Origin of the sequence: Neisseria sp. 27098_8_158 (assembly GCF_041433145.1) — a bacterium.
GTDB classification, from domain to species: domain Bacteria; phylum Pseudomonadota; class Gammaproteobacteria; order Burkholderiales; family Neisseriaceae; genus Neisseria; species Neisseria subflava_E.
On record NZ_JAPWAZ010000001.1, the window covers coordinates 126,337 to 152,681 of the forward strand.

General features: G+C 49.4%; 23 protein-coding genes. 9 read left to right on the top strand and 14 right to left on the bottom strand.

The genetic code is table 11. The features are described 5' to 3' along the window. Positions 1 to 42: 42 nt before the first annotated feature. Both ileS and O3681_RS00640 read left to right on the top strand, forming a co-directional pair. Positions 43 to 2,835 (top strand): isoleucine--tRNA ligase, encoded by a 2,793-nt coding sequence (gene ileS, locus O3681_RS00635; protein ID WP_371459044.1) that lies wholly within the window; start codon positions 43 to 45, stop codon positions 2,833 to 2,835. Positions 2,836 to 3,139: 304 nt separating this feature from the next. Then, a complete protein-coding gene (locus tag O3681_RS00640) occupies positions 3,140 to 3,514 on the top strand; it encodes a DUF5071 domain-containing protein (protein WP_371459045.1) in 375 nt (124 codons plus the stop codon). 229 nt (positions 3,515 to 3,743) lie between these two features. Here the strand turns inward: O3681_RS00640 and O3681_RS00645 are convergent, their stop codons facing one another. From O3681_RS00645 to O3681_RS00655, 3 genes are all read right to left on the bottom strand, one after another. Further along, the gene (locus tag O3681_RS00645) at positions 3,744 to 4,151 is read right to left on the bottom strand and encodes an MliC family protein (RefSeq protein ID WP_063075394.1); all 408 of its coding nucleotides are present in this window, start codon (positions 4,149 to 4,151) and stop codon (positions 3,744 to 3,746) included. Positions 4,152 to 4,392: 241 nt separating this feature from the next. Then, positions 4,393 to 4,518, bottom strand: a complete 126-nt coding sequence (ykgO, locus tag O3681_RS00650) for a type B 50S ribosomal protein L36 (RefSeq protein WP_003685279.1) — start codon at positions 4,516 to 4,518, stop codon at positions 4,393 to 4,395. Then, positions 4,518 to 4,793: a type B 50S ribosomal protein L31 gene (locus O3681_RS00655; RefSeq protein ID WP_371459046.1), complete on the bottom strand. Its 276-nt coding sequence runs from the start codon at positions 4,791 to 4,793 to the stop codon at positions 4,518 to 4,520. Before O3681_RS00655 ends, ykgO begins: the two co-directional genes overlap by 1 nt. 172 nt (positions 4,794 to 4,965) lie before the next feature. Here O3681_RS00655 and O3681_RS00660 point away from each other — a divergent pair, with 172 nt between their 5' ends. Beyond that, the gene (locus tag O3681_RS00660) at positions 4,966 to 6,462 is read left to right on the top strand and encodes a TrkH family potassium uptake protein (protein ID WP_371459047.1); all 1,497 of its coding nucleotides are present in this window, start codon (positions 4,966 to 4,968) and stop codon (positions 6,460 to 6,462) included. A 54-nt stretch (positions 6,463 to 6,516) separates the two neighbouring features. On the opposite strand, the gene galU is transcribed toward O3681_RS00660, so the two are convergent. From galU to ampD, 4 genes are all read right to left on the bottom strand, one after another. Beyond that, positions 6,517 to 7,380, bottom strand: a complete 864-nt coding sequence (galU, locus tag O3681_RS00665) for a UTP--glucose-1-phosphate uridylyltransferase GalU (protein WP_293192763.1) — start codon at positions 7,378 to 7,380, stop codon at positions 6,517 to 6,519. A gap of 111 nt (positions 7,381 to 7,491) precedes the next feature. Continuing rightward, entirely contained in the window at positions 7,492 to 9,960 is a 2,469-nt protein-coding gene (ligA, locus tag O3681_RS00670) for an NAD-dependent DNA ligase LigA (protein ID WP_371459048.1), read from the bottom strand. A gap of 139 nt (positions 9,961 to 10,099) precedes the next feature. Further along, positions 10,100 to 11,368 (bottom strand): cell division protein ZipA C-terminal FtsZ-binding domain-containing protein, encoded by a 1,269-nt coding sequence (locus tag O3681_RS00675; protein WP_371459049.1) that lies wholly within the window; start codon positions 11,366 to 11,368, stop codon positions 10,100 to 10,102. A 177-nt stretch (positions 11,369 to 11,545) separates the two neighbouring features. Continuing rightward, positions 11,546 to 12,112 carry a 1,6-anhydro-N-acetylmuramyl-L-alanine amidase AmpD gene (gene ampD, locus O3681_RS00680; protein ID WP_371459050.1) on the bottom strand — a complete coding sequence of 189 codons (567 nt, stop codon included), beginning with the start codon at positions 12,110 to 12,112 and terminating at the stop codon, positions 11,546 to 11,548. Between the two features lie 115 nt (positions 12,113 to 12,227). On the opposite strand from ampD, the gene mltG reads away from it, so the two are divergent. From mltG to O3681_RS00695, 3 genes are all read left to right on the top strand, one after another. Next, positions 12,228 to 13,223: an endolytic transglycosylase MltG gene (mltG, locus tag O3681_RS00685; protein WP_371459051.1), complete on the top strand. Its 996-nt coding sequence runs from the start codon at positions 12,228 to 12,230 to the stop codon at positions 13,221 to 13,223. Positions 13,224 to 13,289: 66 nt separating this feature from the next. Next, positions 13,290 to 13,916, top strand: a complete 627-nt coding sequence (gene tmk, locus O3681_RS00690) for a dTMP kinase (protein ID WP_371459052.1) — start codon at positions 13,290 to 13,292, stop codon at positions 13,914 to 13,916. Between the two features lie 263 nt (positions 13,917 to 14,179). Next, complete coding sequence (locus tag O3681_RS00695) at positions 14,180 to 15,460, top strand: malic enzyme-like NAD(P)-binding protein (protein ID WP_371459053.1); 1,281 nt, start codon at positions 14,180 to 14,182, stop codon at positions 15,458 to 15,460. Between the two features lie 300 nt (positions 15,461 to 15,760). On the opposite strand, the gene O3681_RS00700 is transcribed toward O3681_RS00695, so the two are convergent. The 7 genes from O3681_RS00700 to O3681_RS00730 form a co-directional block, all read right to left on the bottom strand. Then, the gene (locus O3681_RS00700) at positions 15,761 to 17,104 is read right to left on the bottom strand and encodes an aldehyde dehydrogenase family protein (protein ID WP_371459054.1); all 1,344 of its coding nucleotides are present in this window, start codon (positions 17,102 to 17,104) and stop codon (positions 15,761 to 15,763) included. A gap of 79 nt (positions 17,105 to 17,183) precedes the next feature. Beyond that, on the bottom strand, positions 17,184 to 17,843 hold the full coding sequence (locus O3681_RS00705) for a MarC family protein (protein ID WP_107723044.1): 660 nt from the start codon (positions 17,841 to 17,843) through the stop codon (positions 17,184 to 17,186). Position 17,844: 1 nt separating this feature from the next. Then, positions 17,845 to 18,996 carry a rod shape-determining protein RodA gene (rodA, locus tag O3681_RS00710; RefSeq protein WP_107723045.1) on the bottom strand — a complete coding sequence of 384 codons (1,152 nt, stop codon included), beginning with the start codon at positions 18,994 to 18,996 and terminating at the stop codon, positions 17,845 to 17,847. Next, positions 18,989 to 21,037, bottom strand: coding sequence for a penicillin-binding protein 2 (gene mrdA / locus O3681_RS00715; protein WP_107723046.1), 2,049 nt, complete (start codon positions 21,035 to 21,037; stop codon positions 18,989 to 18,991). Before mrdA ends, rodA begins: the two co-directional genes overlap by 8 nt. 4 nt (positions 21,038 to 21,041) lie before the next feature. Continuing rightward, positions 21,042 to 21,542: a rod shape-determining protein MreD gene (gene mreD / locus O3681_RS00720; protein ID WP_049336486.1), complete on the bottom strand. Its 501-nt coding sequence runs from the start codon at positions 21,540 to 21,542 to the stop codon at positions 21,042 to 21,044. Between the two features lie 4 nt (positions 21,543 to 21,546). Then, positions 21,547 to 22,389, bottom strand: a complete 843-nt coding sequence (gene mreC / locus O3681_RS00725) for a rod shape-determining protein MreC (protein ID WP_371459055.1) — start codon at positions 22,387 to 22,389, stop codon at positions 21,547 to 21,549. An 11-nt stretch (positions 22,390 to 22,400) separates the two neighbouring features. Next, a complete protein-coding gene (locus tag O3681_RS00730) occupies positions 22,401 to 23,438 on the bottom strand; it encodes a rod shape-determining protein (RefSeq protein ID WP_039862245.1) in 1,038 nt (345 codons plus the stop codon). A 224-nt stretch (positions 23,439 to 23,662) separates the two neighbouring features. Here O3681_RS00730 and gatC point away from each other — a divergent pair, with 224 nt between their 5' ends. From gatC to O3681_RS00745, 3 genes are all read left to right on the top strand, one after another. Next, entirely contained in the window at positions 23,663 to 23,953 is a 291-nt protein-coding gene (gatC, locus tag O3681_RS00735) for an Asp-tRNA(Asn)/Glu-tRNA(Gln) amidotransferase subunit GatC (protein WP_107723049.1), read from the top strand. Positions 23,954 to 24,103: 150 nt separating this feature from the next. Beyond that, the gene (gatA, locus tag O3681_RS00740; protein ID WP_308881008.1) at positions 24,104 to 25,552 is read left to right on the top strand and encodes an Asp-tRNA(Asn)/Glu-tRNA(Gln) amidotransferase subunit GatA; all 1,449 of its coding nucleotides are present in this window, start codon (positions 24,104 to 24,106) and stop codon (positions 25,550 to 25,552) included. Positions 25,553 to 25,649: 97 nt separating this feature from the next. After that, the gene (locus O3681_RS00745) at positions 25,650 to 26,270 is read left to right on the top strand and encodes a trimeric intracellular cation channel family protein (RefSeq protein WP_049331484.1); all 621 of its coding nucleotides are present in this window, start codon (positions 25,650 to 25,652) and stop codon (positions 26,268 to 26,270) included. Positions 26,271 to 26,345: the final 75 nt, after the last annotated feature.

A 26,345-nucleotide genomic window follows, 5' to 3' on the forward strand; every position in this document is an offset into this window, starting at 1 on the left:
GGCCGTCTGAAACCGAAATACCGCAACAATAGAGATCAAAAAATGACCGATTACAGTAAAACCGTAAACCTGCTCGAGAGCCCATTTCCAATGCGCGGCAATCTCGCCAAGCGCGAGCCTGCATGGCTGAAAAGCTGGTACGAGCAAAAACGCTACCAAAAACTGCGCGAAATCGCCAAAGACCGTCCGAAATTTATTCTGCACGACGGCCCTCCGTATGCCAACGGCGACATCCACATCGGTCATGCCGTCAATAAAATTCTCAAAGACATCATTATCCGCAGCAAAACCCAAGCCGGTTTTGACGCGCCTTATGTACCGGGTTGGGACTGCCACGGTTTGCCTATCGAAGTGATGGTGGAAAAACTGCACGGCAAAGACATGCCTAAAGCCCGTTTCCGCGAATTGTGCCGCGAATACGCTGCCGAACAGATTGCACGTCAGAAAAAAGATTTTATCCGCTTGGGCGTGCTGGGCGACTGGGACAATCCTTACCTGACCATGGATTTCAAAACCGAAGCCGATACCGTTCGTATGCTCGGCGAAATCTACAAATCCGGCTATCTCTACCGTGGCGCGAAACCTGTTCAATTCTGCTTGGACTGCGGCTCTTCATTGGCCGAAGCCGAAGTGGAATATAAAGACAAAGTATCGCCTGCGATTGACGTTGCCTATCCGTTTAAAGACACCGCCGCGCTTGCCGCCGCATTCGGTTTGTCCGGTATCGAAGGCAAAGCGTTTGCCGTCATCTGGACAACCACGCCTTGGACTTTGCCTGCGAGCCAAGCTGTTTCAGCTGGCGCAGACGTGGTGTATCAATTGATTGATACGCCTAAAGGCAAATTGGTATTGGCCAAAGATTTGGCAGAAGACGCGCTCAAACGCTACGGCTTCGCTTCAGACGACCTGAAAGTATTGGCAGAAACCACAGGCGACAAGCTGGAAAACCTGCACATGAATCATCCGTTCCTCGAGCGCGATATTCCCATGCTCAACGGCGACCATGTGACCACCGATGCCGGTACCGGCTTGGTGCATACTGCGCCTGCTCATGGTTTGGAAGACTACGCTGTCTGCAACAAATACGGCATCGAGCTTTACAACCCTGTCAACGCCGAAGGCAAATACATCAGTGAAACCCCGCGTGTTGCCGGCATGAGCGTTTGGGAAGCCAATCCCGTCATCCTGCAATGGTTGGAAGAAACCGGCAACCTTTTGGCAAGCAGCAAAATCGAACACAGCTACGCACACTGCTGGCGTCACAAAACGCCGTTGATTTACCGCGCGACAGGTCAATGGTTTGTCGGTATGGACAAAGCAGGTGCAGATGGTAAAACCCTGCGCGACAAAGCCATCAAAGCCGTTGATGACACCGAATTCTTCCCATCATGGGGTCGTGCGCGTTTAGAAGCCATGATTGAAGGCCGTCCTGACTGGGTGGTTTCACGCCAACGCTATTGGGGCACGCCGATGACTTTCTTTGTTCACAAAGAGACCGGTGAATTGCATCCGAACTCTGCCGAGTTGTTGGAAAAAGTTGCCCAAAAAATCGAAGAAAAAGGCATCGAAGCGTGGTTCTCTCTTGATAAGAGCGAACTCTTGAGCGCGGAAGATTGCGAAAATTACGACAAACTTTCCGACACGATGGACGTGTGGTTCGACTCAGGCTCGACCCATTATTCCGTCTTGAAACAACGCGAAGAATTGGAATGGCCGGCTGACTTGTACCTCGAAGGCAGCGACCAACACCGCGGCTGGTTCCAATCCTCCATGTTGACCGGTTGCGCCTCATCAATGGGTCGTGCACCATACAAACAGCTGTTGACCCACGGTTTTGTGGTTGACCAAAACGGCCGCAAAATGTCGAAATCCATTGGCAATGTCGTTGCACCACAAGAAGTTTACAACGAATTCGGCGCAGACATCTTGCGTCTGTGGGCGGCATCCACCGATTACAGCGGCGAATTGGCGATTTCCAAAGAAATCCTCAAGCGCGTAACTGAAAGCTACCGCCGTATCCGCAACACCTTGAGCTTCCTGTTTGCCAACCTCAGCGACTTCAATCCTATTGAAGATGCCGTGCAACAGGCAGACATGGTGGAAATTGACCGCTACGCCGTGGTATTGGCGCGTCAGCTGCAAGAGCGTCTGGCAGGCGACTTCTATCCTCGCTACGCCTTTCACTTTGCCGTAAAAGATATTGTTTCTTTCTGCTCTGAAGACTTGGGCGCGTTCTACCTCGATATCCTGAAAGACCGCCTCTATACCACCAAAGCAGACAGCCATGCACGCCGCAGTGCGCAAACTGCCCTGTATCACATCACACGCAGTTTGGTTCTCTTGATTGCTCCGATTTTGTGCTTTACCGGAGAGGAAGCATGGGACATCATCGGTGGTGGAGAAGAAGACAGCGTCCTCTTCCATACATGGCATGAATTCCCATCTATTAATGAAAAAGCCGAAGCCGAACTGGTGAAAAAATGGACGGCAGTCCGCGAAGCCCGCGAAGCCGTAACTGCCGCCATCGAGCCTCTGCGTACGGATAAAACCGTCGGTTCTTCATTGCAAGCCGAAACCGAAATTACGGCTCCGGAAGAAATTGCCGACTATCTGAACACTTTGGGCGAAGAATTACGCTTTGCTTTGCTGGTGTCTAAAGCTGAAGTGAAAGTCGGTGATGAACTTGCTGTGACCGCTAAAGCCAGCGATGGTGAAAAATGCGAACGCTGCTGGCACTACACCCACGATGTGGGCGCAGTTGCAGGCCATGAAACCATCTGTAAACGTTGTGCCGACAACGTTGACGGTAAAGGCGAAGACAGACATTACGCTTAATTGTTTGGTCTAAATAAAGGCCGTCTGAAAACTTTGGAAATAGGTTTTCAGACGGCCTTTGTTTATTGAATCTGTTTCGTGGAGCAAATAGATTTTGAAGGGTAATTGGGATTTGTGATTTAGGTAAAATACAGGATAGGGTTTCAAGTTATTGTGGGATAGGAGTTTAATTGCACAAAATAACCCTTACTTCAGAGAAAATTTGTTGAGGATATAGGAATGACGAATAATCATTTGTCTAGAATTGAGATCAATCATTACAATTCTGTATTCGTAAGTCTTTAATAAAACAATGAGGTATCATATGCGCCCTAAAGATAAGTTTGACATCAAGGCTTGCAAAAAAATTAAGGACTGCAACGATGAGGAATTAATTGAGATGGGGGAGTGGCTCTCTGGATGGTTGGGAGATGCGAACTTTCCTGTTTTTAGTGAAATTGTCGAAATCTTTGTAGAACGACAAGATACATTACTTCCATTCGTTTCAAATATTTTTTACTCAAATGATAGTATATGCATTTATTGGGTTTTACTTGAACTTTATCCAAAATTATCCTATCAAAACCAAGTAGCCTTAACCATTGATTTGAAGCATTGTCTTCATAATATTTCAGAAAAATTAACTTTGGATGAAGATGATGAAAACCTTAAAGAAATCTTGGAAAAAGTTTTAAATTAAGGTAGATATATATTTAATGATTTTGAAATAATGCATTGTCGGAGAAGATGCCTTTCAAAGGGTCTTACTTATCCGTGGGGTATGGATGTATTTTGAACCTTCAAATAGCCTCATATTTGGATTTTCTCATTAAACGGAAACTATATTCCTTATTCGTTTTATCCAATATAAAAGGCCGTCTGAAACAAGTTTTCAGACGGCCTTCAGCTATTCTATTGCTAAGTAGAAATTAACGGGCAGAGCAAGAAGTTTCTACTTTGTTGCCGTATGGGTCAGTGAAGCCGAAGAATGCTTCGCTGCCTTTTTGATGCCATTCAGCGCCTTTGCCGAACAGGCCTTGGTTGGCAACATAGCGTTCGCCTGAACCTGCAACGGCAGAAGACAGGGTGGCAACTTTGTCGTCCAGACGCAGTTCGACTTGGTTGGTGCTCAGGTTGCGGACTTGAACAGACAGGCCGTTTTCGCAGCTGAATGATTGAACACGGCCATGGCTGTGCATGTCATGATGTTGGTGGCCATGTTCGTGTGCATGATTGTGTTCATGACGTTGACCATGGTCATGGCGATGGGCTTCAGGTGCGGCACAGGCAGCGAGGCTCATGGCAGCGGCAATTGCAAGCAGGGCTTTTACTTTCATTTTTGACTCCTATGGTCAGTGTTGAAGGAAGAATGTAGCGGCATGTTATAAATATCTTTATGGCTTCACAATAGGGATAACCATTATTTACTTTTTCTTCCTGTTTTTGGGAGTATGGCAGGATTTTTTGTAGTTTTGATATGAATGATTAATGCCGTTTGAAAAAAAGCCGCACTTGCGCTAGAGGTAAACGAAAGTGCGGAAAATTCAGAGAGTTACATTGAAATATGGGTTGGGCCGCTTAACGCTGGCGTGCTTTAAAGCGGGGGTTGCTCTTGCAAATAACGTACACTTTGCCTTTTCGACGGACAATTTGGCAGTCGCGGTGTCGTTTTTTTGCAGTTTTTAGGGATGAGAGGACTTGCATCATTTATCCTTTCTGAAGGAAGACATCATGGATTGGTAACGTTGGTTGAACTTGCTGGCGCGGCCTTCGATATTGACATTGCGTTGTTTTCCTGTGTACACCGGGTGGGACGCGGAAGAAGTATCAAGCGAAAAGAGGGGATACTCTACTCCGTCTTTCCAAACCATGGTTTTTCCGTGGGTATTGGCGCATGAACGGATGAGCCATCCTTGGTCTGCGCCGCTGTCGTAAAACAGGACGGTACGATAGTTGTTTGGGTGAATATCAGGTTTCATTTTTTTCTCCAGTAAATGTTATGGTATAACATTATACTCCTAGAAAAAGAGCAGGCAAGTGTTTTTTTGTTTTTCTTTATCACGGGATTGCGGCATTTTGATAAAATATGCGGTTTCAGACGGCCTTTTTTATGAGGCCGTCTGAAACATTTTGTTTTCTGATGATAGGAATATGATGTATCTACATAAGGGTTTCAGATTGGGCAGTGCGGTAAGCAAGGTGATGCCGATTGTCCATGTATTGTCCAAGCTGGGGCTGTTGTTTTCATTGCTGTTGGCCGTGCCGACACTGATGTCGTATTTTTATCACGACAGCGCGTTTCTCGTGTTTGCCTATACGGCTTTGACCGTATTGCTGGTGTCGTGCGTAACTTGGGTTTTGACGCTGCGTTTCAACCGTGAATTGCGGCCGCGTGATGGATTTACCCTGGTATTGATGCTGTGGCTGGCTTTTGCTGTCGTGGCGGCGATGCCGATTTATTTTTATATGCCGTCCATGAGTTTCACCGATGCGTTTTTTGAGGCGATGTCGGGGCTGACGACAACGGGGGCAACAGTGATTTCCGGTTTGGATACGTTGGCACCATCGGTGAATTTTTGGCGGCACATGCTTAACTGGCTTGGCGGTATGGGTATTATCGTGCTGGCTGTGGCAATTTTGCCGATGTTGGGCGTGGGGGGGACGCAGCTCTTCAAAGCGGAAATTCCGGGTATGGATAAAGAAAGTAAGATGGCGCCCCGCATTTCGCAAGTGGCCAAACGGCTATGGTTTGCCTATGCGCTGACAACTGCTGCGGCTTTTGTATCCTTACATATTGCCGGTATGGGTTGGTTTGATGCCTTGTGCCATGCGATGTCGGCAGTGGCCTTGGGCGGTTTTTCTACACATGATGACAGCGTTGCCTATTTTGATTCCGTAGCAGTCGAATGGACGTTGATGTTTTTTACTGTATGGGGTGGTATCAATTTCGCGAGCCACTTTACTGCGTTGGGCAACCGCTCTTTGCAGGTGTATTGGAAGGATGAAGAATGCCGCACCATGCTGCTGGTTTTGTCGGGCAGTATTTTGATTTCGGCATTGTATCTGTGGCAGCAGGACGTGTACCAAAGCCTTGGCGAAGCTTTGCGCTTTGTCAGCTTCAACTTCGTGTCCATCGGATTGGCAAGCGGTTTCTCCAATGCAGACTTTGCCCAATGGCCGCTGATTGTGTCGTTGTGGATGTTTTTTCTCTCGAACGTGTTGGCAAGCTCAGGCTCTATGGGGGGCGGTATTAAAAACGTGCGTGCGTTGGTGTTGTTCAAATTCAGCTTGCGCGAAATGTTGATTTTGCTGCACCCACGCGCGGTTCGTACGGTAAAGGTCAACAACCGTTCTATTCCGGATCGCATGGCGCTGACCGTCATGTCGTTCATCTTTATTTACTTTATGACGGTCATCGTATTCAGTTTTTTACTGATGGCGGTAGGTTTGGACTTTTTATCCGCCTTTACGGCAGTCATTGCCTGTATTACTAATGCAGGGCCGGGTTTGGGGGCAGTTGGTCCGTCGCATAATTATGCTGCGCTGAGCGATGTGCAGAAGTGGCTGTGTACGGCGGTGATGTTGTTGGGACGTTTGGAGATTTTTACCGTTCTGATTTTGCTTACTCCGGCATATTGGAAGAAATAAGTGTGAGAAAAAGGCCGTCTGAAATTTCAGACGGCCTTTTTATAATGGCTGGGCTTAAGCGTATTGTTTGAGCAATTCTTTGAATTGTTCGCCAGTTTCAGGGTGGTTCAAACCATAAGCCACGGTTGCTTCAAGGTACCCCAATTTGCTGCCGCAGTCATAGCGTTTACCATCAAACGCATGAGCCAACACAAACTCATGGTCGAGCAAGCGCGCAATACCGTCTGTCAGTTGGATTTCGTTACCTGCACCGCGGGGCAGGTTGGTCAACAAGTCAAAAATGCGCGGAGTCAGGATGTAGCGGCCGACAACAGCAAGGTTGGAAGGCGCTTCTTCCGGTTTGGGTTTTTCAACGATGTTGATAATACGTTGATAGTTTTTCAGCTGCTCGACTTCGACAATACCGTAAGAACCGGTTTGGGAAGGATCGATGGTTTCAACGCCTAAAACGCTGTTGCCGCTTTGGTTATACACGTCAACCATTTGTTTTAATGCACCTTTAGGCGCATCAATCAAATCATCTGCCAAAATAACGGCAAAAGGTTCATCGCCAACAGCAGCTTGAGCGCATAGCACGGCATGCCCCAAACCCAATGCTTCAGTTTGACGGATGTACAAGCAGGTAATATTCGGAGGCAGGATATCGCGAACGTGTGCTAACAGCTTGTCTTTTTGACGCAATTCCAATTCGGTTTCCAACTCGTATGCTTTGTCGAAGTGATCTTCGATGCTGCGTTTGTTACGGCCGGTGATAAACACCATTTCGGTACAGCCGGCTTCAACCGCTTCTTCAACTGCATATTGAATCAGAGGTTTGTCCACAATAGGCAACATTTCTTTGGGACTGGCTTTGGTCGCAGGCAAGAAACGGGTGCCCATACCGGCAACGGGGAAGACGCATTTTTTAATGGGTTTCATATTGGTATCCTATTTTGTCTGAGGGATTAGCCCCCGAAAGTGTAATTGTGTGTAACGATAATACCACATGATAAAGTATCAGGCGGCTCGAAAAAGACTGTATATACTGTCTTATCCCAGCAACGACAGTAATTCTTCTTCGGTTAATATGGCCACACCCAAAGCTTGGGCTTTTTCTAATTTACTGCCTGCGGCTTCTCCGGCGACAACGTAGTCGGTTTTTTTGGATACGCTGCCGGAAACTTTACCGCCTGCAGCCTCAATCATGGCTTGGGCTTGGTCGCGTTTGAGTGTGGGTAAAGTCCCTGTTAATACAAAGGTTTTACCTGCTACGGCCTCATTAATGCCGTCTGAAATAGTTTCATCTTGAAGATTAGACAGCGTTTGAGCAAAGAAAGTTTTCATATTTTCAAGCAGGGCTGCATTTTGCGGTTTACCGCGCCATGTTTGCCAATCGGCAGGTAACGCTTTGTCGCTTTGCAAACCTTCTATGCTTTGTCCGGCGAGTTCCCACAAGACCAGCGCTTTGGTTTCGCTGATTTTAAAATCGGGCAGGCGGGCAATCCAGCGTTGCGGCTCGGCATGGCGCAACGGTGGGATAGTGATAGCCTGGCTTTGTGGGGCAACACCTACAGCCAGCAGCTCGTCTATCATCGCCTGTTGGGCTTCTTGGGCGAAAAAGTGGGCAATGGAGCGGGCAACCACCGTGCCGATATCAGGCAGGCAGGCGAGGATGGGTTCGGGTGCATGGCGGACGTGTTCCAGTGTGCCGAATGCCTGTGCCAGCGTTTTGGCGGTGCGTTCGCCGACGTGACGGATGCCGAGGGCAAAAAGGAAGCGCGCAAGTTCAGGCGTTTTGCTGGCCTCTATGCCTGCAAGGATGTTTTCTGCCCATTTGGTCGGCTGTTTTTTATTGTTTTTGGCAAACAGAGTATTGCCGGTCTCGCCTTCAAAGTCTCCAATTTCACTGTTTGATGGTTCTTCTTCACTAGCTGACGCTTTATCCGCTGTTTCCTTCATTTTTTGCAGGGTCGGAATATCGAGGCGGTAGAGGTCGGCGAAATGGCGAACCAAATCTTGCGCTACCAGCTGCTCGATTTGTTTTTGACCAAGTCCATCGATGTCCATGGCTTTGCGTGAGGCGAAGTGGATTAAACCTTGCGCGCGTTGTGCTTGGCAAAGCATACCGCCGCTGCATCGGGCAACCGCTTCGCCTTCTTCACGTTCGATTTCGCTGCGGCAGATAGGGCAATGGGTGGGCAAGCGGTAGGGTTTGTGAAGAGGTTCGGCTTGTGTTTTAGAAGGTGTTTCGGCAAACAAATCGTCTTGCAGGCCGTCTGAAACGGAAATATTGGTCTCCTGCATTGGGCGGCGTTCAAAAATCACGCGCACTACCTCGGGAATCACGTCTCCGGCGCGGCGTACGACAACTGTGTCGCCAACGCGTACGTCTTTTCGAGATACTTCGTCCTGATTGTGCAGGGTGGCGTTGGTAACGGTAACGCCGCCGACGAATACAGGTTGCAGGCGGGCGACGGGGGTTACTGCGCCGGTGCGCCCGATTTGTACATCAATGGCTTCGACAATGGTCAATGCTTCTTCAGCAGGGAATTTGTGGGCAATGGCCCAGCGCGGCGCGCGTGAGATGAAGCCGAGTTCGCGCTGTTGCGCCAAACTGTTGACTTTGACCACCATGCCGTCGATTTCGTATGGTAGAGTGGGGCGTTTTTGCTGCATTTGCTCGTAAAACGCCAATACTTTGTCGATATTGGGGAAACAGCCGAAATTACCGTCAGGCAGGCTGAAGCCGAGTTCTTTACAATAGCTCAGCTCTTGCAGGTGTTCTTCTGCGATAAAACCGCCTTGTTGTCGGGCGATGGAATAGGGAAAGAAATGCAGTTTGCGCTGTGCTGTAATGCGCGAATCGAGTTGGCGTAAACTACCGGCGGCGGCATTGCGCGGATTGGCGAAAGGTTTTTGTCCGTTTTCAGCCTGTCGTGCGTTTAAGGCGGCAAAATCGGCTTTGAGCATCAATACTTCGCCGCGTATTTCGATAAGTTCGGGAATATTTTCTCCATGCAAGCGCAGGGGAATGTTGGATACGGTTTTGACGTTTTGGGTAACGTCTTCGCCTGTGGTGCCGTCGCCACGGGTTGCTGCTTGAATCAATACGCCGTCGCGGTAGAGCAGGCTGATGGCCAGACCGTCAAATTTAGGTTCGATAACGTATTCCGGTTTTTCTCCGTTCAAACCGCCACGCACGCGCTCATCGAAAGCATACATTTCGGCATGGTCGAACACGCCGTTTTCATCTTGTGGCGAGAAGGCGTTGGTCAGCGACAGCATCGGTACTTCGTGGCGCACTTCGGCAAAGCCTGCCAGAGGTTCGCCGCCGACGCGCTGGGTTGGGCTGTCGGGCAGTTTGAGCTCGGGGTAGTTTCGCTCCAATGCTTCAAGCTCGCGGAACAATTTGTCGTATTCGGCATCGGGTACGCTGGGCGCATCTAGGGTGTAGTATTCGTAGGCGTAGCGGTTGAGGAGGTCGGTCAGGTATTTGATACGTTGTGCGGTCGGATTCATGAGCAATCGAAATAGAGTTTTCAGACGGCCTGATGATAGAGAGGCCGTCTGAAAATCGATAAATATTGAAGACGAAGGGATTTTACCTGAAAAAAGCGGATATGCCGTCATTGCATATCCGCTTTTTGATTGGGGAAGTTTAAGAGAACAGGCGCAGGGCTTGTTTGCTGCCGGGTTTGATGCCGACTTTAAGCATTTCTTCCTGACGGGCCAAAACGTAGTTGCGTACGTCTTTAAGCCATTGGGTGGAAACTTCTTCCATTTGGTCGTTAACCAAATCCAAGCTGAGTTGGCCGGAGAGTTTGACTGCCAAGTCCATGAATTTGTCGAAAGTTTTTTCGCCGGCAGGAACATGCGGAATATCCAGAAGCATGCTGAAACCGCGGTAGGCTTGGTTGTCCAACAGTGAATTGGTAAATGGTTTGTTGTCCAAAGTATGGATGGAGAACAATTGAGGATTGTTGTTGTCACCGAAATGGAACGCGCCGTCTTCACCCAGTTTGAAGCCTGTATCTTCCACGGCGGCACGCAACTCTACGCCGCTGATATTGGAATGGGAAACCAAGTGAATGGCGATGGTTTGGTCAACACGCGCACAGAATTGGTCGAGGGCTTGCGCGACTTCGGTGAAAGCATCCAAGTCGGTATGCAAAACTTTGCCGTTCATCAGTTGGGCAAAAGCATCAACCTGTTGGTCGAAGTGTTGCAGCTCTTCACGCGCGGCCAAACCGTTGCGGCTGACAGCCTGAAGGCCCATGACGAAGCCTTGGTAGTAAACGCCCGGAATCGGCTCTGCAACACGGAAATGGTCGTCCATGGTGCAACCGATGATTTGGAAGCGGTGGGTAGAGGAAAGACGCGGCAGGGCGTGCAATTCTTGGGCTTGTTTCAGGGAGATGTAGGCCATGTAGTCGAAGCGCGGGTCAAACCAAGGCAACTCGACTTGAGACAATTCGTCCAAGCTGATCAATGGTACTTGTGCCACAGGCTCGGCAGCGGTTTCTACTGGAGCAGAAGCGGCTTCGGCAGGGCTTACGGTAATTTCGTTGTTCAAGCCGATAACGGTGTGTTGGACTTTTTCTTCTGTGGAGAAGTCGTCTTCCATGGTCAGCTCGACGTCGGTTTTTAGCTGGGCAGGGTGGGCCAGTTTGGCTTTGGCCGCGTAGATTTCATCTTGTTCCTGGAGGTTGCGCAATGCCTCTTCGGTTTTTTTGTTTTTCTTGATAAACAAACCTTGGCCGCCGGTTTCTTTGCTGTCGCGGACGTGTTTGGTTTTGCTGGTCAAAAGTGCATCCTTATCGGAATGGCCGAATTGTTCGCGCACTTGTTTGCGGTATTGGTTTTCCTGGTACATGTTGTAACCGATGACCGCCAAAAGGGCGGCGAGGGCTAAGACGATGAAAATCATGGAGTAATCACTTTTTAAAAAGGCAGCATTCCGTCTTTTTCAGGGTGCGGAATCTTGCTGCGCGGGCAGTTCGTTGGAGCCGGACTTTATGCGTCCGAATGAATAGCTGAATTATAACGAAAATAGACGGTTGTGACAGCATTATGTCTGCCAATCATCGTTCAGTCCGTTTGAAAGTTATCCGCGCCGGATGGGGAAACCTGCTTTTTGAAGGCGAGGCCAATCAAAGAAATGTCCGGGATCGGTTTTCCTGTCCAGCGCGATGTCCTGATGACCGGTAACGGCCTGAATCGGATAATGCTCGGAAATAGCGGTCAGCAAGGCTTGCAGGCTGGTGTATTGTGCTTCGGTAAAAGGCTCGAAATCGCAGCCTTCCAATTCGATACCGATGGAAAAAGCATTGCATTTTTCTCTGCCTTGAAACGACGATACGCCGGCATGATAGGCCATGTCGTCGCAGGAAACGAATTGGACGGTTTCGCCCTCACGGCTGATGAAAAAATGGCTGGAAACGCGCAAGGTGTGGATGATGCTGAAGAAAGGATGCTCGTCAGGGTTGATTTGGTTGGTAAACAATTTTTCTACTGCTCCTGTGTTGTACTCAAAAGGAGGAAGGGAAATATTATGGAGGACAACCAATGAGATGTCTTCATCCGGTTCTCGCGGGCTGAAATTGGGCGAATGAGTTTGACGTGCATTCAGCCAACGGCCGTTTTGCCAAGTGTTTTTTGAAGGGGAATTCATGGTTTCAGACGGCCTTTCAGGATAGGAAAACATACGTTGGGGAAGGTGGCAGGCGTGGTGCGCTTGTTTTCGGTTATACTGTCGCCCGACACGTTCACAAACCAAGAATCCTACCATGCTGAAAAAATTGTTGAAATGGCTGGCCGTATTTTTGACGGCATTTGCCGCCGTGGTTGCCGCATTGTTGTTTGTTCCGAAAGACAACGGCAAACCATACCGTATTACCGTTGCTAAGAATCAAGGTATCTCTTCCGTCAGCCGTAAACTGGCTCAAGACGGCATTGTTTATAACCGTTATGTGCTGGTAGCCGCCGCATATGTGATGGGCGTACACAACCAACTCAATGCCGGCTCTTACCGCCTGTCTGCCAAAGTATCGGCTTGGGACATTTTAAAACGCATTAAAAAAGGCCGTCCTGACTCGGTCAGCGTGCAAATTTTGGAAGGCGCGCGGTTTGCACAAATGCGCCGTATTATCGACAACACTGCCGATATTGCCCACGATACGCGCGGTTGGAGCGATGAAAAACTGATGGCCGAAGTAGCGCCCGATGCTTTGAGCAGCAATCCTGAAGGACAGTTTTTCCCGGATAGTTACGAAATTGATGCCGGCGGCAGCGATCTTCAAATTTACAAAATCGCTTACCGTAAAATGCGGGAAAACCTGCAAGAAGCATGGGAAGATCGTCAAAGCGGCCTACCTTATAAAAATCCGTACGAAATGCTGATTATGGCGAGTCTGATTGAAAAAGAAACCGCGCACGAAGACGACCGCGCCCATGTGGCCGCCGTATTCGTCAACCGCCTGAATATCGGCATGCGCCTGCAAACCGACCCGACCGTTATCTATGGCATGGGCGATGCGTATAAAGGCAGAATCCGCAAAGCCGACCTGCAACGCGATACGCCTTACAATACCTATACGCGCAGCGGTTTGACGCCGACGCCGATTGCGCTTCCCGGCAAGGCCGCGCTTGAAGCGGCGGGTCATCCGTCTGATGAAAAATATCTGTATTTCGTCTCAAAAATGGATGGTACGGGCTTGAGCGAGTTCAGCCACAACCTTTCTGAACACAACGCTGCCGTACGCAAATATATTTTGAAGAAATAAACCGAATAGGCCGTCTGAAACATTTATAATCCTGTTTCAGACGGCCTTTAAATTGACGATATCCATATGAAACCTAGATTTATTACCCTTGACGGCATAGACGGCGCAGGTAAATCCACCAACCTCGCCGTAATGAAAGCATGGTTTGAGAAACACAAACTGCCCGTATTGTTTACGCGGGAACCGGGAGGTACTCCGGCCGGAGAAGCATTGCGTGAAATCCTGCTCAATCCTGCCACCCAAGTCAGCCTGCGTACCGAAACCCTGCTGATGTTTGCAGCCAGACAGCAACACTTGGAAACAGTCATTCTGCCTGCCCTGAAAAACGGCACGCATGTGGTTTCAGACCGCTTTACCGATGCAACGTTTGCCTATCAAGGCGGCGGACGCGGCGTTCCCCTGCAAGATATTGATACGCTTGAGCATTGGGTACAGGGCGATTTCCGCCCAGATTTAACCTTGCTGTTGGATGTGCCTTTGGAAGTGTCAATGGCGCGCATCAACCAAACGCGTGAGAAAGATCGCTTTGAACAAGAAGAAGCCGAGTTTTTCAATCGGGTACGCGAAGTATATCTGCAACGTGCTAACGAACAGCCGGAACGCTATGCCGTCATCGACAGCAGACAAAGTCTGGACGCGGTAAAAAATCAGATTGAAACCGCGCTAGACAGTCATTTTGGATTGAATGTTTAAGTTTAAATAAAATGCCGTCTGAAAGAAGGGTAGTGTGGCGAAGAAATATTATTACAGAAGTTTTTAGACATAAAACCAAATAAAACGAAATATCAAAACAAATGTAATAAATATCGGTATGCGCCACCAAAAGAACATGATAAAATTACGGTCCCTTACAAAGCCGGTCTGTTAACAACCCGACTTTAGAAATTTTAAACGTCTGAAGCAGCCTGTTTCAGACTTGTTCGCTGTAAAATCTCTCTCGCAAACAGGATCGATAAATGGAAAATTCATTAAAAGAAGCCGCCCTGCAGTTCCACGAATTCCCCGTGCCGGGCAAAATCTCCGTTACCCCAACCAAATCTCTGGCTACGTCTAAAGACTTGGCGTTGGCGTACTCTCCGGGCGTAGCCGCTCCTTGTATGGAAATCCATGCCGATCCGCAAACTGCCTATAAATACACTGCCAAAGGCAATTTGGTTGCCGTGATTTCCAACGGTACCGCAGTGTTGGGTTTGGGCAACATCGGCGCATTGGCCGGTAAACCTGTAATGGAAGGCAAAGGCGTATTGTTCAAAAAATTCGCCGGCGTTGACGTATTCGATATCGAAATCGATGAAAAAGACCCGCAAAAACTGGTAGACATCATCGCTTCTTTGGAACCGACTTTCGGCGGTATCAACCTCGAAGACATCAAAGCGCCTGAGTGCTTCTACATCGAACGCGAATTGCGCAAACGTTGCAAAATCCCTGTATTCCACGACGACCAACACGGTACCGCCATCATTACCGCTGCCGCTGTACTGAACGCTTTGCGTTATACCGGCCGTAAAATCGAGGAAGCGACCTTGGTGTGCTCCGGCGCAGGTGCCGCAGCGATTGCTTGCTTGAACCAATTGCTGGATTTGGGTCTGAAACGTGAAAACGTAACTGTCTGCGACTCCAAAGGCGTGATTTACAAAACCCGCGAAGACAAAGACCGTATGGACGAGTCCAAACAGTTCTACGCCATTGAAGATAACGGCCAACGCGTATTGGCCGATGCCGTTAAAGGTAAAGACATCTTCTTGGGTCTGTCCGGCGCAAACCTGCTGACGCCTGAAATGCTGAACACCATGAACGAAAAACCAATCGTGTTCGCCATGGCAAATCCGAATCCGGAAATCCTGCCTCCATTGGCAAAAGAAACCCGTCCGGATGTGGTCATCGGTACCGGCCGTTCAGACTTCCCGAACCAAGTGAACAACGTATTGTGCTTCCCATTCATCTTCCGTGGCGCATTGGATGTCGGCGCGACCACCATCAACGAAGACATGAAACGCGCTTGCGTATACGCTTTGGCTGACTTGGCAATGGAAGAGGTAACTGAAGAAGTGATTGCTGCTTACGGTAAGAAATTTGAATTCGGTGCGGAATACCTGATTCCTACTCCATTCGACTCCCGCCTGTTGCCGCGCGTTGCTTCTGCTACCGCTAAAGCAGCTATGGAAAGCGGCGTGGCTACCCGTCCAATCGCCGATTTGGATGCGTATGCTGCTAAACTGGCCGGTTTGAAATTGTAATCCGGTAAGTAGTATTTGATTGAAAAGGCCGTCTGAAAGTTGTATTTCAGACGGCCTTTTTGTTTACTGGGTATTTTAGAAATGGCTTAATGCAGCAATTGGAATGAAAAACACGATAAGCTGCTGATTCAACGGAGACGTGGGCATATGGATTGCTTTCTAAGATAGGTTTCTTATTTTTGAAGTATTTTGATTTTGCAGAATTTTTATGGGATTAAATACAATATTTTTGCCAGTTTTTTAGACAACATCAGGCCGTCTGAAATTGGGTTTTCAGACGGCCTGAGTTAATGAAACGGTTTATTTTTGCCAATAGGTTTTGACGTTGACGAATTCGTACAGTCCGAATTCGGATAGCTCCCGTCCGTAGCCTGAAGCTTTGACGCCGCCAAAGGGGAGGCGCAAGTCGCTGCTGGTGTGGCGGTTGATAAAGACAGAGCCTGCTTGGATTTTTTCGGCGTATTGCCATGCGTTTGCCGTGTCGGCTGTGTAGATACAGGCGCCGAGGCCGAAAGGTGTGTCATTGGCAAGTACGACGGCGTGATCAGGATTGTCGGCGCGTAAGATCATGGCAACCGGGCCGAAGATTTCTTCGTGCCAAACGCGGCAGTTGGGATTGACTTGATCCAATACCGTGGCAGGGTAAAACCAGCTTTCGCTATCAGGGATATAGCCGCCGCTCAAGCATTGCGCACCGTGTGCAACCGCATCTTGAACCTGCTCGTGTACGGTTTGACGCAAGTCTTCACGGTGAAGCGGGGCAAGGGTGGTGTTCGGATCTTTGGGGTTGCCGGTTTGCAGTTTGGTGCATTCGGCAAGGAAGAGCGGGATAAATTGATCGGCAATATCTTGGGTAACAATGATGCGTTTGGCGGCATTGCAGGATTGTCCGGCATCGCGGAAACGTGAATAGCAGGCATCGATGGCTGCGCGTTGCAGATCGGCGTCGGGCAGGATGATAAACGGATTGCTGCCGCCTAGTTCAAGGACGGTTTTTTTCAGATGTTTGCCTGCGTGAGCAGCCAGCAGGCGGCCGGTATGGGTTGAACCGGTAAATGCCATGGCATCGGTATCTTCAATGGATTTAAGCGTATCTTCATGGTTTAACCATGCGCCGATAAGCGGCAAACCTTTGGGGACGAGGCTGAAGAGGGTTTCGCTGACGCGGGCGACACTGGGCGCAGGTTTGACCGCGCAGGCATTGCCGGCACATAGGGCAGGGATGGCAAATCGTAAAATCTGCCAAACAGGATAGTTCCACGGCATGACTGCCAAAACAACGCCCAAAGGCTCGAAGCGGACTTGGCTGAGGCTGGCTTGGGTGGCGATGGTTTTATGGGCAAGTAGTTCAGGGGCAAGGCGGACGTAGTAGCGGATAAGCTCGATGGATTTGCTGATTTCGGCACGACATTCGTGCAGGCAACGGCCGACTTCTTCGCAAACCATTTCGGCGAGGCGTTCTTGGTTTTGGGTGAGGCTGTTGGCAAATTGCTGCAAGAGGGCGGTACGCTCGATAATGCTTGATTGTGCGAAGGTTTGCTGAAGGGTTTGGAGGCGGTTTAATTCGTAGGTGAACTCGATATAGCTTTGCACCGGTCTGCTGTAAATGGTTTCTCCGGTGAAAACGTGGGTGCTGTGAAACATGGTTGGCTCCTTTGTTTTTATGTTTTTATGAGGCCGTCTGAAAATGTTTCAGACGGCCTTTTATTGTGATAATTGTACTTCAAGCGACCAGTTGGGGAAAAATAGATTTTAAGCCGGCAACAATAATCTCTACGGAAATAGCAGCAAGCATCATGCCCATAATGCGGTTGAGGATGGTCAGGCCGGTCGTGCCCAAGCGTTTACTGATGCGCCCGGCAACGATCAGGATGAGATAGCAAATCAGGCTGACCAGAAAGCCGGAGATGATAATTAGGGCAATATCGCTGTAATTTTTGGCGGCAGAGGAGTAAATGATGACGGTAGAGATACCACCGGGGCCGATGGTAATCGGAATGGCAATGGGTACGACGGCAATGGCTTTTTCATTGCGGCGGACTTGTTGCGCACTTTGATGTTCTTCTGAATGGGAATCAATTTTGGGTTTGGCAGGATTATCGTTGCCGTTCATTAAGGAGATGGCAATCAGCAAAACCAGAATACCGCCGCCGACTTGGAAAGAGCCCACGCTGATACCGAGTACTTTCAACAAGATACCGCCGCCTAGCGCAAAGACGACAATCACGATGAAAACGGCTAGTGCGGCAGTACGCGCAATTCTGCGTTTTTCTTTGGTGCTGTGGTTTTGTGTCAGATCAAGATAAATTGAGAGCGCGCTGAAAGGATTAATCAGCACGAGAAATGCCACAAGCAGCTTGCCGATTTCTACACCCAGTTCCATATTATTCCTCGCTTTCAGTTAGGTCATCGTTATCCGCATTACGGCGGCGACGGTTTTTGTGTTCGTTGGCAATACCCATCAACAGGGCGAGTACCACCATGATGGAAAGCGTAGCCGTACCGCCGTAGCTGACCAAGGGGAGGGGGACGCCGACGACGGGCAAAATGCCGCTGACCATGCCCATGTTTACAAAGGCGTAGCAGAAAAAGGTCATGGTCAATGCGCCTGCTAGAGTACGGCTGTAAAGGGATTGCGCTTGCGCGGCAATCCACAATCCGCGTGCCAGAATGATAAGGTAAACCAGCAGTAAAAGGATATTGCCAATCAGTCCGAACTCTTCGCCGAATACTGCGAAAATAAAGTCAGTCGTTGATTCGGGAATATAGTCCAAATGGGTTTGCGTACCGTTGAGCCAGCCTTTACCCCATACACCACCCGAGCCGATGGCAATCATGGATTGGATGATGTGGTAGCCTGCGCCCAACGGGTCTTTGGTTGGGTCGAGCAGGGTGAGGACGCGGGTTTTCTGGTAGTCGTGCATGCCGTAGTTCCACAAGATCGGCAAAGCGGCCACAAAGGCAATAATGGCGGCAAAAATGGCCTTCCAAGGCAATCCGGCAAAGAAGATGACAAAAATGCCCGAAGCCATAATCAGCGCGGCTGTACCGAGGTCGGGCTGCTTCAAAATTAGGGCGACAGGAACAAGAATCAGCACGAGGGCGACAATATAATGTATCCATTTCAGACGGCCTTCATAGCGTTGGAAATACCACGCGACAGTCATGGGAATACCGATTTTCATGATTTCGGAAGGTTGGATACGGGTAAAGCCGAGACTCAGCCAACGGGTCGAGCCGTTGACGGTAACGCCGGCGACTTCGACGCCAATCAACAGTAATACGCCGACAATGTAAATAGGCAGGGCAACTTTGGCAGCCGTTTGCGGCTTGAATACGGCAATAATCCATAAAAGGGCAAAGCCCAAAACGGTATGGATGGTTTTGTTTTCCAATTGGCCGAACTCTTGCCCGTCTGCAGAATAGAGCAGGAACAGGCTCATGATGTAGATGGCGAGCATGGCAAAAAACAGCCAAGGGTCAATCGGGGCTGTAATGGTGGATTTGAAATTTTTCCACGCTGATGTGTTATTCATGATGAACCTCCGGCTGTGAGGCAGGGCTTGTCGGCGTCAGTCCGTAGGCAGATTGGAAAATGCTGGTAATAGGCTGATGTTTGTCCGTTGTTTCGGTTTTGGCCGAATCTGATTCAAGGCCATCTGAAAACTGTTGCGGCTTGACGTGAAGCATATAAAAATCAGTCATTTCACGGGCCAATGGCGCGGCATACGCACCCCAGCCGCCGTTTTCCAAAATAACGGCAATGGCGATTTCAGGTTTTTCCAATGGCGCAAACGAGATAAACCATGCGTGGTCGCGGTGTTGTTCACGCAGGGCTGCGGCATTGTAGCGGCCGCCTTGTTTAATTTGTACGACTTGGGCCGTACCGGTTTTACCGCCCATCGTATAGGAGAGTCCGCCACCGATACGGTGCGCCGTACCACCCGGTTTCAATACTTTTTCCATTGCGCGTTTGACGTATTCGAAGTTGTCGGCTTTGAACGGAATTTGACGCTCAGGATTGGGGTTGATACGGGTAATTTTGCGCGCGCCGAAATCCAATATTTCTTTGACCAAATGCGGCTGATGGACAACACCGTTGTTGGCCAGAGATGCTGTCGCATGTGCCATTTGCAAAGGCGTGTAGGCATTGTAGCCTTGGCCGATACTGACGGAAACCATCTCGCCGGCGCGCCATTCTTTGGCAGTAGGGTCGGAAGATTTGGCAAAGCGTTTGGCTTTCCATTCGCGGCTGGGCAAAACGCCTGTGTATTCGCTGGGCAGGTCAATGCCGGTTTTCTGGCCGAAACCGAATTGCGCCAGATACGGAGAGGCTTTATCGATACCCATTTCGTAACCCAAACGGTAGAAGAAGGTATCTGAGGATACTTGAATGGCTTTGCTCAAGTTGGCCGAGCCGTGACCGCTGCGGACGGAGTCGCGGAAGATATGGCGGCTGCCGGGTATGCTCCATGCGCCGGGAGCGGGGACGATGGTGTTTTGAGTGATTTTTCCGCTTTCCAACAAAGCCATGCCCATAAAGGGTTTGAATGTAGAACCCGGCGGATAAAGGCCTTGGGTAACGCGGTTGATCAAAGGCTTTTTCCAATCGTCATTCAGCATTTTCCAAGTGTCGCTGTCGATGCCATCAATAAAGAGGTTGGGATCGAAGGAAGGTTTGGAAACAAATGCCAAAACAGTACCGTCTTGCGGATTGATGGCCACCAATGCGCCACGGCGGTCGCCCAAGATGCGGTCGGCTTCCTGCTGCATGCGGATATCCATGCCTAGGCGCAAGGTTTGCCCCATTTTGGACGGGACATTTTTCAATATGCGGACGATATTGCCGTAAGCGTCTTTTTCGACTTCCTGATAGCCTGGGATGCCATGAAGCTGGTGTTCGTAATATTTTTCCAAGCCTGATTTGCCGATATGCGTACTGCCGCGATAGAGGGCAGTCAGGCCTTCTTCTTCCAGAATTTCTTTGTCTTTATCGCTAATACGGCCGATGTAGCCTAAGAAATGGGAGGTCAGCTTGCCGTAAGGATATTCGCGAAATGTGCGTGAATTGACCTCTACGCCTTTGAATTCGCGCAGATGCACGGACAAACGGGCTGCCTCTTCATCGGTCAGCCTGAGCTTGAGTGGGATATTTTCAAATTTTCGATAGCTTTCGCGGTATTTTTTGAAGCGTTTTAAATCTGTCGGCGTGATATCGACGTATTTTTTCAATGCTTCAATGACATCTTCCATCTTACCTTCGATGCGGCTGGGAATAACTTCGAGCGAAAAGACTGGATAGTTTTTGGCCAAAGGAACGCCGTTGATATCGACGATTTCGCCACGTACGGGCGGAGTTGGAATCAGGGTGATGCGGTTACTCGATGCCTGACCGGAAAACTCATTGTGTTGAGTCACTTGCAAGTAAAAGAACCGCGCCAGCAAGATGGAAAAGAAGATGACAATCAGGACAAAAGCAACGAGCAGGCGCAATAAAGCGTCGGCTTGTGCAGCCTGAGCAGAAGGTTTTTTGGTATGTTGACCACCGGAAAGACGGCGTGGAAGAATTGGTTTCATCTTTTCAGTGGGAGCGGTAAATACGGGTCACAATCAGCATCAGCTGGCTGAGTATCGGCCAAAGCAATGCGCCGACAAATGGGGCAACAAAGCCTTGCAAAGTAATGACCTGATGATTGAGGAACAGACGGGCAACAGTTAAGACGGCCTGATTGAGAAGCAGCGCAGCCAAGACAGCGGCCAATTGCATAATATGGCCGTAAAGCATGATTTGGCGGCGGCGGTTTAAGATGAAATAAGTCATCACGACGTAAGACAGGGCATGTAATCCCAAAGTCGCGGCGGTTGCTGCATCGACAATCAGACCGATGGCAAAAGCCAGTCCCATGCCTGCGCGTTGCGGTTGGTGCAATGCCCAATACAGTAACATCAGTGCCGTCATTTCAGGCAGCCAGAAGAATCCGTCAAAGGAAAACGGCATAAAGTCCAGTATCATCATCACAATGAGACTGGCCGCCATGATGTGCAGCGGTACTGCACGGTAAGAATCGTCAAAATCGTTCATGAAATCAGCGTGGGGAAGAAGGGGCGGAAGAAAGTACCAAGACAAAACGGCTGCTGCGTAAAGCGGCCAAAGGCGTCAGTTGCGTATCGTAATAAGGCGTTCCCGATGCGCGAACAACCTTGCTGACGGTTGCAACGGGAATCCCCGCCGGATAAGTACCGTCCAAACCGGAAGTCAGTAGAACATCGCCAGATTTCAAGTCCGAGCCGGTTGGGAAATAGCGTAAATCCAAACCGCTGCCATTACCGTATGCCAAATTGCGTTCACCGGTGCGGCTGACGGCTACGGGGACAATGCTTTGTCCGCTTGAGATCAGTTCAATTTCCGCGCTTTGTGTGTGGACTTGTGTCAACAGGCCGATCAAACCACTTTGATCGATGACCGCATCGCCAACTTTCAAGCCGTCTTGACTGCCCTTGCCGATAATCAGTCTTTCGGAAAGCGGATCTTTGCCATTGGAAATGACTTCCGCACCGATAACGTTGTGAATGCCTTTTTGTTGCAAACCGTATAGTTTTTTTAATTCGCGCAATTCATTGGTATTGACTTTATCCCGCTGCAAATCAATTTTCAGACGGCCATTCTCTTCCAGAAGCTGGCGGTTTTGTTCCAAAAGCTCGGATTTGGACTGGGAGAGGTCGGCAAAATATTGATAAAGTTGAACAGGTTGATTGGCCAACCATTGAACAGGATAGAGCATGGGCATTACTGCTGCACGTACAGGCTGCATCAATGAAAAGCGATAATCTGCCACTATCAGGCCGGCAGCCAGCATGATATAAACGACAAAACGAGGCAACAGCTTAGGGCCTTTTGCCTCGTCAAAGCGCAAAGAAGAGCGTTCCATAACCATTTACCTTATGGGTTTTCCGTAAATACGGTATCCCATTTGCCGATATAGTCCAAAGCCTTACCGGCACCATAGGCGACGCAGTTTAGAGGCTGATCGGCAATACCGACGGGCAGGCCGGTTGCATCGGCTAAGACGGTATCAATACCGTGCAGAAGCGCACCACCGCCGGTCAGCATAATGCCGCGGTCGGCAATGTCGCCGGCCAGTTCGGGAGGAGCCTGTTCCAAAGCCAGACGGACGGCACGGATGATTTGATTTACCGTTTCACTCAATGCTTCACGAATTTCATTTGAAGTAACCGCCAAGGATTTAGGCGTGCCTTCGGCCAGATCGCGGCCTTTAATGCGCATGGCTGTTTCGGTTTCAAAGCCCGAGGCCGAGCCGATTTGTTTCTTCAATTCTTCGGCTGTAGCTTCACCAATCAAGACACCGCGATGACGGCGCAGGTAATGGATGATGCTTTTATCGAATTCATCGCCGGCTGCGCGGACAGAAGCAGAATAGGCCATGCCGCCCAGTGAAAGAATACCGATTTCAGTCGTACCGCCGCCGATATCGACAATCATCGAACCTGCAGCATCTTCAATCGGTAAACCCGCACCCAAAGCGGCGGCCATCGGTTCTTCAATCAAATGTACGCTTGCCGCGCCGGCAGCAAACGCAGAGTCCAAAATCGCTTTACGTTCCACTTGGGTAGAGCCGCCCGGAACACAGATAACCACACGAGGCGGAACCAAAGATCGTCCTTCGGTGGCTTTTTTAATCAACATACCCAGCATACGCTCGGTAATCACAAAATCGGCAATTACACCGTCTCTCATCGGGCGGACGATTTCAATATTGCGCGGCGCACGACCCTGCATTTTTTTGGCTTCCGTACCCACAGCCATAATTTTACTTTTATTGCCTGCGCCGGATTGAATCGCAACCATAGACGGCTCATCCAAAACAATCCCTTTGCCGCGTACAAAAATCAGCGTGTTGGCCGTACCCAAGTCGATGGCAATATCATTAGAGAGGAAACGAGATAAAAGACGAAACATAGGATTCCTGAAATTCCGGCCCAGCCCGGATGTGTTTAGCATTATTTAAAATAAGAAAAACAGGTACACGGTTTTAGACGGATAAATGCGCCCTTAAAAGGCCGTCTGAATCAAAACACCATGCCAACCTGTTTGGTTTTCGGTTATAATTCTTCGCTTCATAGAAGACGAAATGCAATGATACCCCAAACCCAAGAGGCATTGCTATCAGACAAGGATTTTTTATGGCTTTAAGCTTAAATGATGTGGAAAAAATCGCAAAACTCTCGCGCCTCACTTTAACGGACGAAGAAAAAAATAAAACGCTTGCCGAGTTGAACGACATTTTCGCCATGGTTGAAAACATGCAAAGCGTCAATACCGACGGCATCGAACCTATGGCGCATCCGTACGAAGCCGCTTTGCGCCTGCGCGAAGATAAAGTGACTGAAACCGATCACACTGCCGAATATCAGGCTGTTGCCCCAGAAGTGCGCAACCGCCTGTATATCGTTCCTCAAGTGATTGAAGAATAAGGTTTCAGACGGCCTTTGCTTATCGGCAAGCCCCTATTGCAAGGCCGTCTGAAAGGATATTCTGTTCAGACGGCCCGATTTATTGATTTAAACGGATGTTTTCAATATCTGTTTTGAAAGCAAAAACTGTTTTATAGAAAGTACGGCACAATGACCGCTTACACGCTCAAACAAGCCAGCAGCCTGCTGCAATCCAAACAAATTTCCGCAGTCGAATTGGCGAACGAATATTTGGCCGCTATTGCTGCGAAAAACCCTGCCATCAACGGCTATGTTACCATCGACCAAGATAAGACCCTTGCTGAGGCCAAAGCAGCCGATGTGCGTATAGCAGCCGGTAATGCAACGGCTTTGACCGGTGTACCGGTTGCTTACAAAGATATTTTCTGCCAAACAGGTTGGCGCAGTGCATGCAGCTCCAAAATGTTGGATAACTTTGTTTCTCCTTATACTGCCACTGTGGTGCAAAACCTGTTGGATGTCGGCATGGTCACTCTTGGCCGTACCAATATGGACGAATTTGCCATGGGTTCGACCAATGAGACTTCATTCTACGGCGCAACCAAAAACCCGTGGAACCTTGAACATGTTCCCGGTGGTTCGTCAGGCGGTTCGGCTGCCGTGATTGCAGCGCGTTTGGCGCCTGTTGCCTTGGGTTCGGATACCGGCGGTTCTATCCGCCAGCCAGCGTCGCATTGCGGTATTACCGGCATCAAGCCGACTTACGGTACGGTTTCACGTTTCGGTATGGTTGCTTATGCTTCCAGCTTTGACCAAGCCGGCCCTATGGCGCAAACGGCCGAAGACTGTGCGATTTTGTTGAACGCCATGGCCAGCTTTGACGAGCGCGATTCCACCAGTTTGGAGCGCGACAAAGAAGACTACACCCGTGATTTGGACAAGCCGCTCAAAGGTTTGAAAATCGGTTTGCCTAAAGAATATTTCGGCGAAGGCGCAGATGCCGATGTTCAGACGGCCTTACAAAGCGTTATCGATTTGCTCAAAGCCCAAGGCGCAGAGACTGTTGAAGTTTCCCTGCCGCAAACATCATTGTCGATTCCTGCTTATTACGTTCTCGCCTCTGCGGAAGCAAGTACCAACTTGTCCCGTTTCGATGGCGTACGTTATGGCCACCGTGCAGCACAATTTGGCGATTTGGAAGAAATGTACAGCAATACTCGTGCCGAAGGTTTCGGTAGCGAGGTCAAACGCCGTATCATGATTGGTACTTATGTATTGAGTCATGGTTACTATGATGCTTATTATCTGAAAGCGCAAAAACTGCGTCGTCTGGTTGCCAATGATTTTCAGACGGCCTTTGGTCAATGTGATTTTATTCTTGCGCCGACTGCGCCGACTGCCGCGCCGAAACTCGGTAGCGACATCCACGACCCTGTCCAAATGTACTTGTCCGATATTTACACCATCGCCGTGAATCTTGCCGGTTTGCCTGCACTGACTCTGCCTGCCGGTTTCAGCGCAAACGGCCTGCCGGTTGGTGTGCAATTTATCGGCAACTATTTCTCCGAAGCCAAAATTTTGGGTGCCGCACATCAAGTTCAGCTGAACAGCGATTGGCACACCAAAGCGCCGGAATAATGTTTTAGGGCCTTGATGATTCAAGGCCGTCTGAAAATAAACCATATAAAAGCGCCTGAATGTATTGAGGTGCTGCATATTGTAGATATTTAAAAACATGACAGCCACCGACTTCATTCAAATCATTGGGACAGCTGCGTTTGCCATTTCAGGCTATTTGGTCGGCTACAACAAGCGGTTGGATGTGCTCGGTGTCGTCATTACTGCGTTACTGACGGCTGTCGGCGGCGGCATGATACGCGATGGCTTGGTTGGCCGGATTCCGCAAGTGTTTTTGCAAACCGATGCGCTGATTGTTGTGTTTGCCACGCTTGCCATCGCATGGTTAATAAGGGTGCAACGTTATCGCAGCACCTATTTGGCCGCTGCTTTTATTATTGCCGATGCCATCGGTTTGGCAGCGTTCAGCATTACCGGTGCACAAATCGGTATGGCCTTGCAGCTTAATCTGTTTGGCGTTATTTCTTTGGCTTTTGTGACTGCCGTTGGTGGCGGTATTGCGCGCGATATTTTGGTCAATGATGTGCCGATGATTTTGCGCACCGACCTTTACGGCAGCGTAGCCATTTTGATTGGCGGACTGATTTATCTGTTCGGGCATTTGGGCTGGATTAATATCTTTACGTTAAACCTGCTCTTTGCTGGCGGATTGTTGTTTCGCCTGACTGCATACCGTTTCCATTGGCAACTGCCCGGTTTCCAACGCCGCAGGAAATAAACTTATCTTACAGACGGCCTATTATGTTTTTTATTCAGGCCGTCTGAAAAACGAATCACTCATTTAACCGATTAA

What these genes read in the sequence shown, in the direction of transcription:
- ileS (WP_371459044.1), top strand. Translation starts at nt 43, where the DNA reads ATGACCGATTACAGTAAAACCGTAAACCTGCTCGAGAGCCCATTTCCA.
- O3681_RS00640 (WP_371459045.1), top strand. Translation starts at nt 3,140, where the DNA reads ATGCGCCCTAAAGATAAGTTTGACATCAAGGCTTGCAAAAAAATTAAG.
- O3681_RS00645 (WP_063075394.1), bottom strand. Translation starts at nt 4,151, where the DNA reads ATGAAAGTAAAAGCCCTGCTTGCAATTGCCGCTGCCATGAGCCTCGCT.
- ykgO (WP_003685279.1), bottom strand. Translation starts at nt 4,518, where the DNA reads ATGCAAGTCCTCTCATCCCTAAAAACTGCAAAAAAACGACACCGCGAC.
- O3681_RS00655 (WP_371459046.1), bottom strand. Translation starts at nt 4,793, where the DNA reads ATGAAACCTGATATTCACCCAAACAACTATCGTACCGTCCTGTTTTAC.
- O3681_RS00660 (WP_371459047.1), top strand. Translation starts at nt 4,966, where the DNA reads ATGATGTATCTACATAAGGGTTTCAGATTGGGCAGTGCGGTAAGCAAG.
- galU (WP_293192763.1), bottom strand. Translation starts at nt 7,380, where the DNA reads ATGAAACCCATTAAAAAATGCGTCTTCCCCGTTGCCGGTATGGGCACC.
- ligA (WP_371459048.1), bottom strand. Translation starts at nt 9,960, where the DNA reads ATGAATCCGACCGCACAACGTATCAAATACCTGACCGACCTCCTCAAC.
- O3681_RS00675 (WP_371459049.1), bottom strand. Translation starts at nt 11,368, where the DNA reads ATGATTTTCATCGTCTTAGCCCTCGCCGCCCTTTTGGCGGTCATCGGT.
- ampD (WP_371459050.1), bottom strand. Translation starts at nt 12,112, where the DNA reads ATGAATTCCCCTTCAAAAAACACTTGGCAAAACGGCCGTTGGCTGAAT.
- mltG (WP_371459051.1), top strand. Translation starts at nt 12,228, where the DNA reads ATGCTGAAAAAATTGTTGAAATGGCTGGCCGTATTTTTGACGGCATTT.
- tmk (WP_371459052.1), top strand. Translation starts at nt 13,290, where the DNA reads ATGAAACCTAGATTTATTACCCTTGACGGCATAGACGGCGCAGGTAAA.
- O3681_RS00695 (WP_371459053.1), top strand. Translation starts at nt 14,180, where the DNA reads ATGGAAAATTCATTAAAAGAAGCCGCCCTGCAGTTCCACGAATTCCCC.
- O3681_RS00700 (WP_371459054.1), bottom strand. Translation starts at nt 17,104, where the DNA reads ATGTTTCACAGCACCCACGTTTTCACCGGAGAAACCATTTACAGCAGA.
- O3681_RS00705 (WP_107723044.1), bottom strand. Translation starts at nt 17,843, where the DNA reads ATGGAACTGGGTGTAGAAATCGGCAAGCTGCTTGTGGCATTTCTCGTG.
- rodA (WP_107723045.1), bottom strand. Translation starts at nt 18,996, where the DNA reads ATGAATAACACATCAGCGTGGAAAAATTTCAAATCCACCATTACAGCC.
- mrdA (WP_107723046.1), bottom strand. Translation starts at nt 21,037, where the DNA reads ATGAAACCAATTCTTCCACGCCGTCTTTCCGGTGGTCAACATACCAAA.
- mreD (WP_049336486.1), bottom strand. Translation starts at nt 21,542, where the DNA reads ATGAACGATTTTGACGATTCTTACCGTGCAGTACCGCTGCACATCATG.
- mreC (WP_371459055.1), bottom strand. Translation starts at nt 22,389, where the DNA reads ATGGAACGCTCTTCTTTGCGCTTTGACGAGGCAAAAGGCCCTAAGCTG.
- O3681_RS00730 (WP_039862245.1), bottom strand. Translation starts at nt 23,438, where the DNA reads ATGTTTCGTCTTTTATCTCGTTTCCTCTCTAATGATATTGCCATCGAC.
- gatC (WP_107723049.1), top strand. Translation starts at nt 23,663, where the DNA reads ATGGCTTTAAGCTTAAATGATGTGGAAAAAATCGCAAAACTCTCGCGC.
- gatA (WP_308881008.1), top strand. Translation starts at nt 24,104, where the DNA reads ATGACCGCTTACACGCTCAAACAAGCCAGCAGCCTGCTGCAATCCAAA.
- O3681_RS00745 (WP_049331484.1), top strand. Translation starts at nt 25,650, where the DNA reads ATGACAGCCACCGACTTCATTCAAATCATTGGGACAGCTGCGTTTGCC.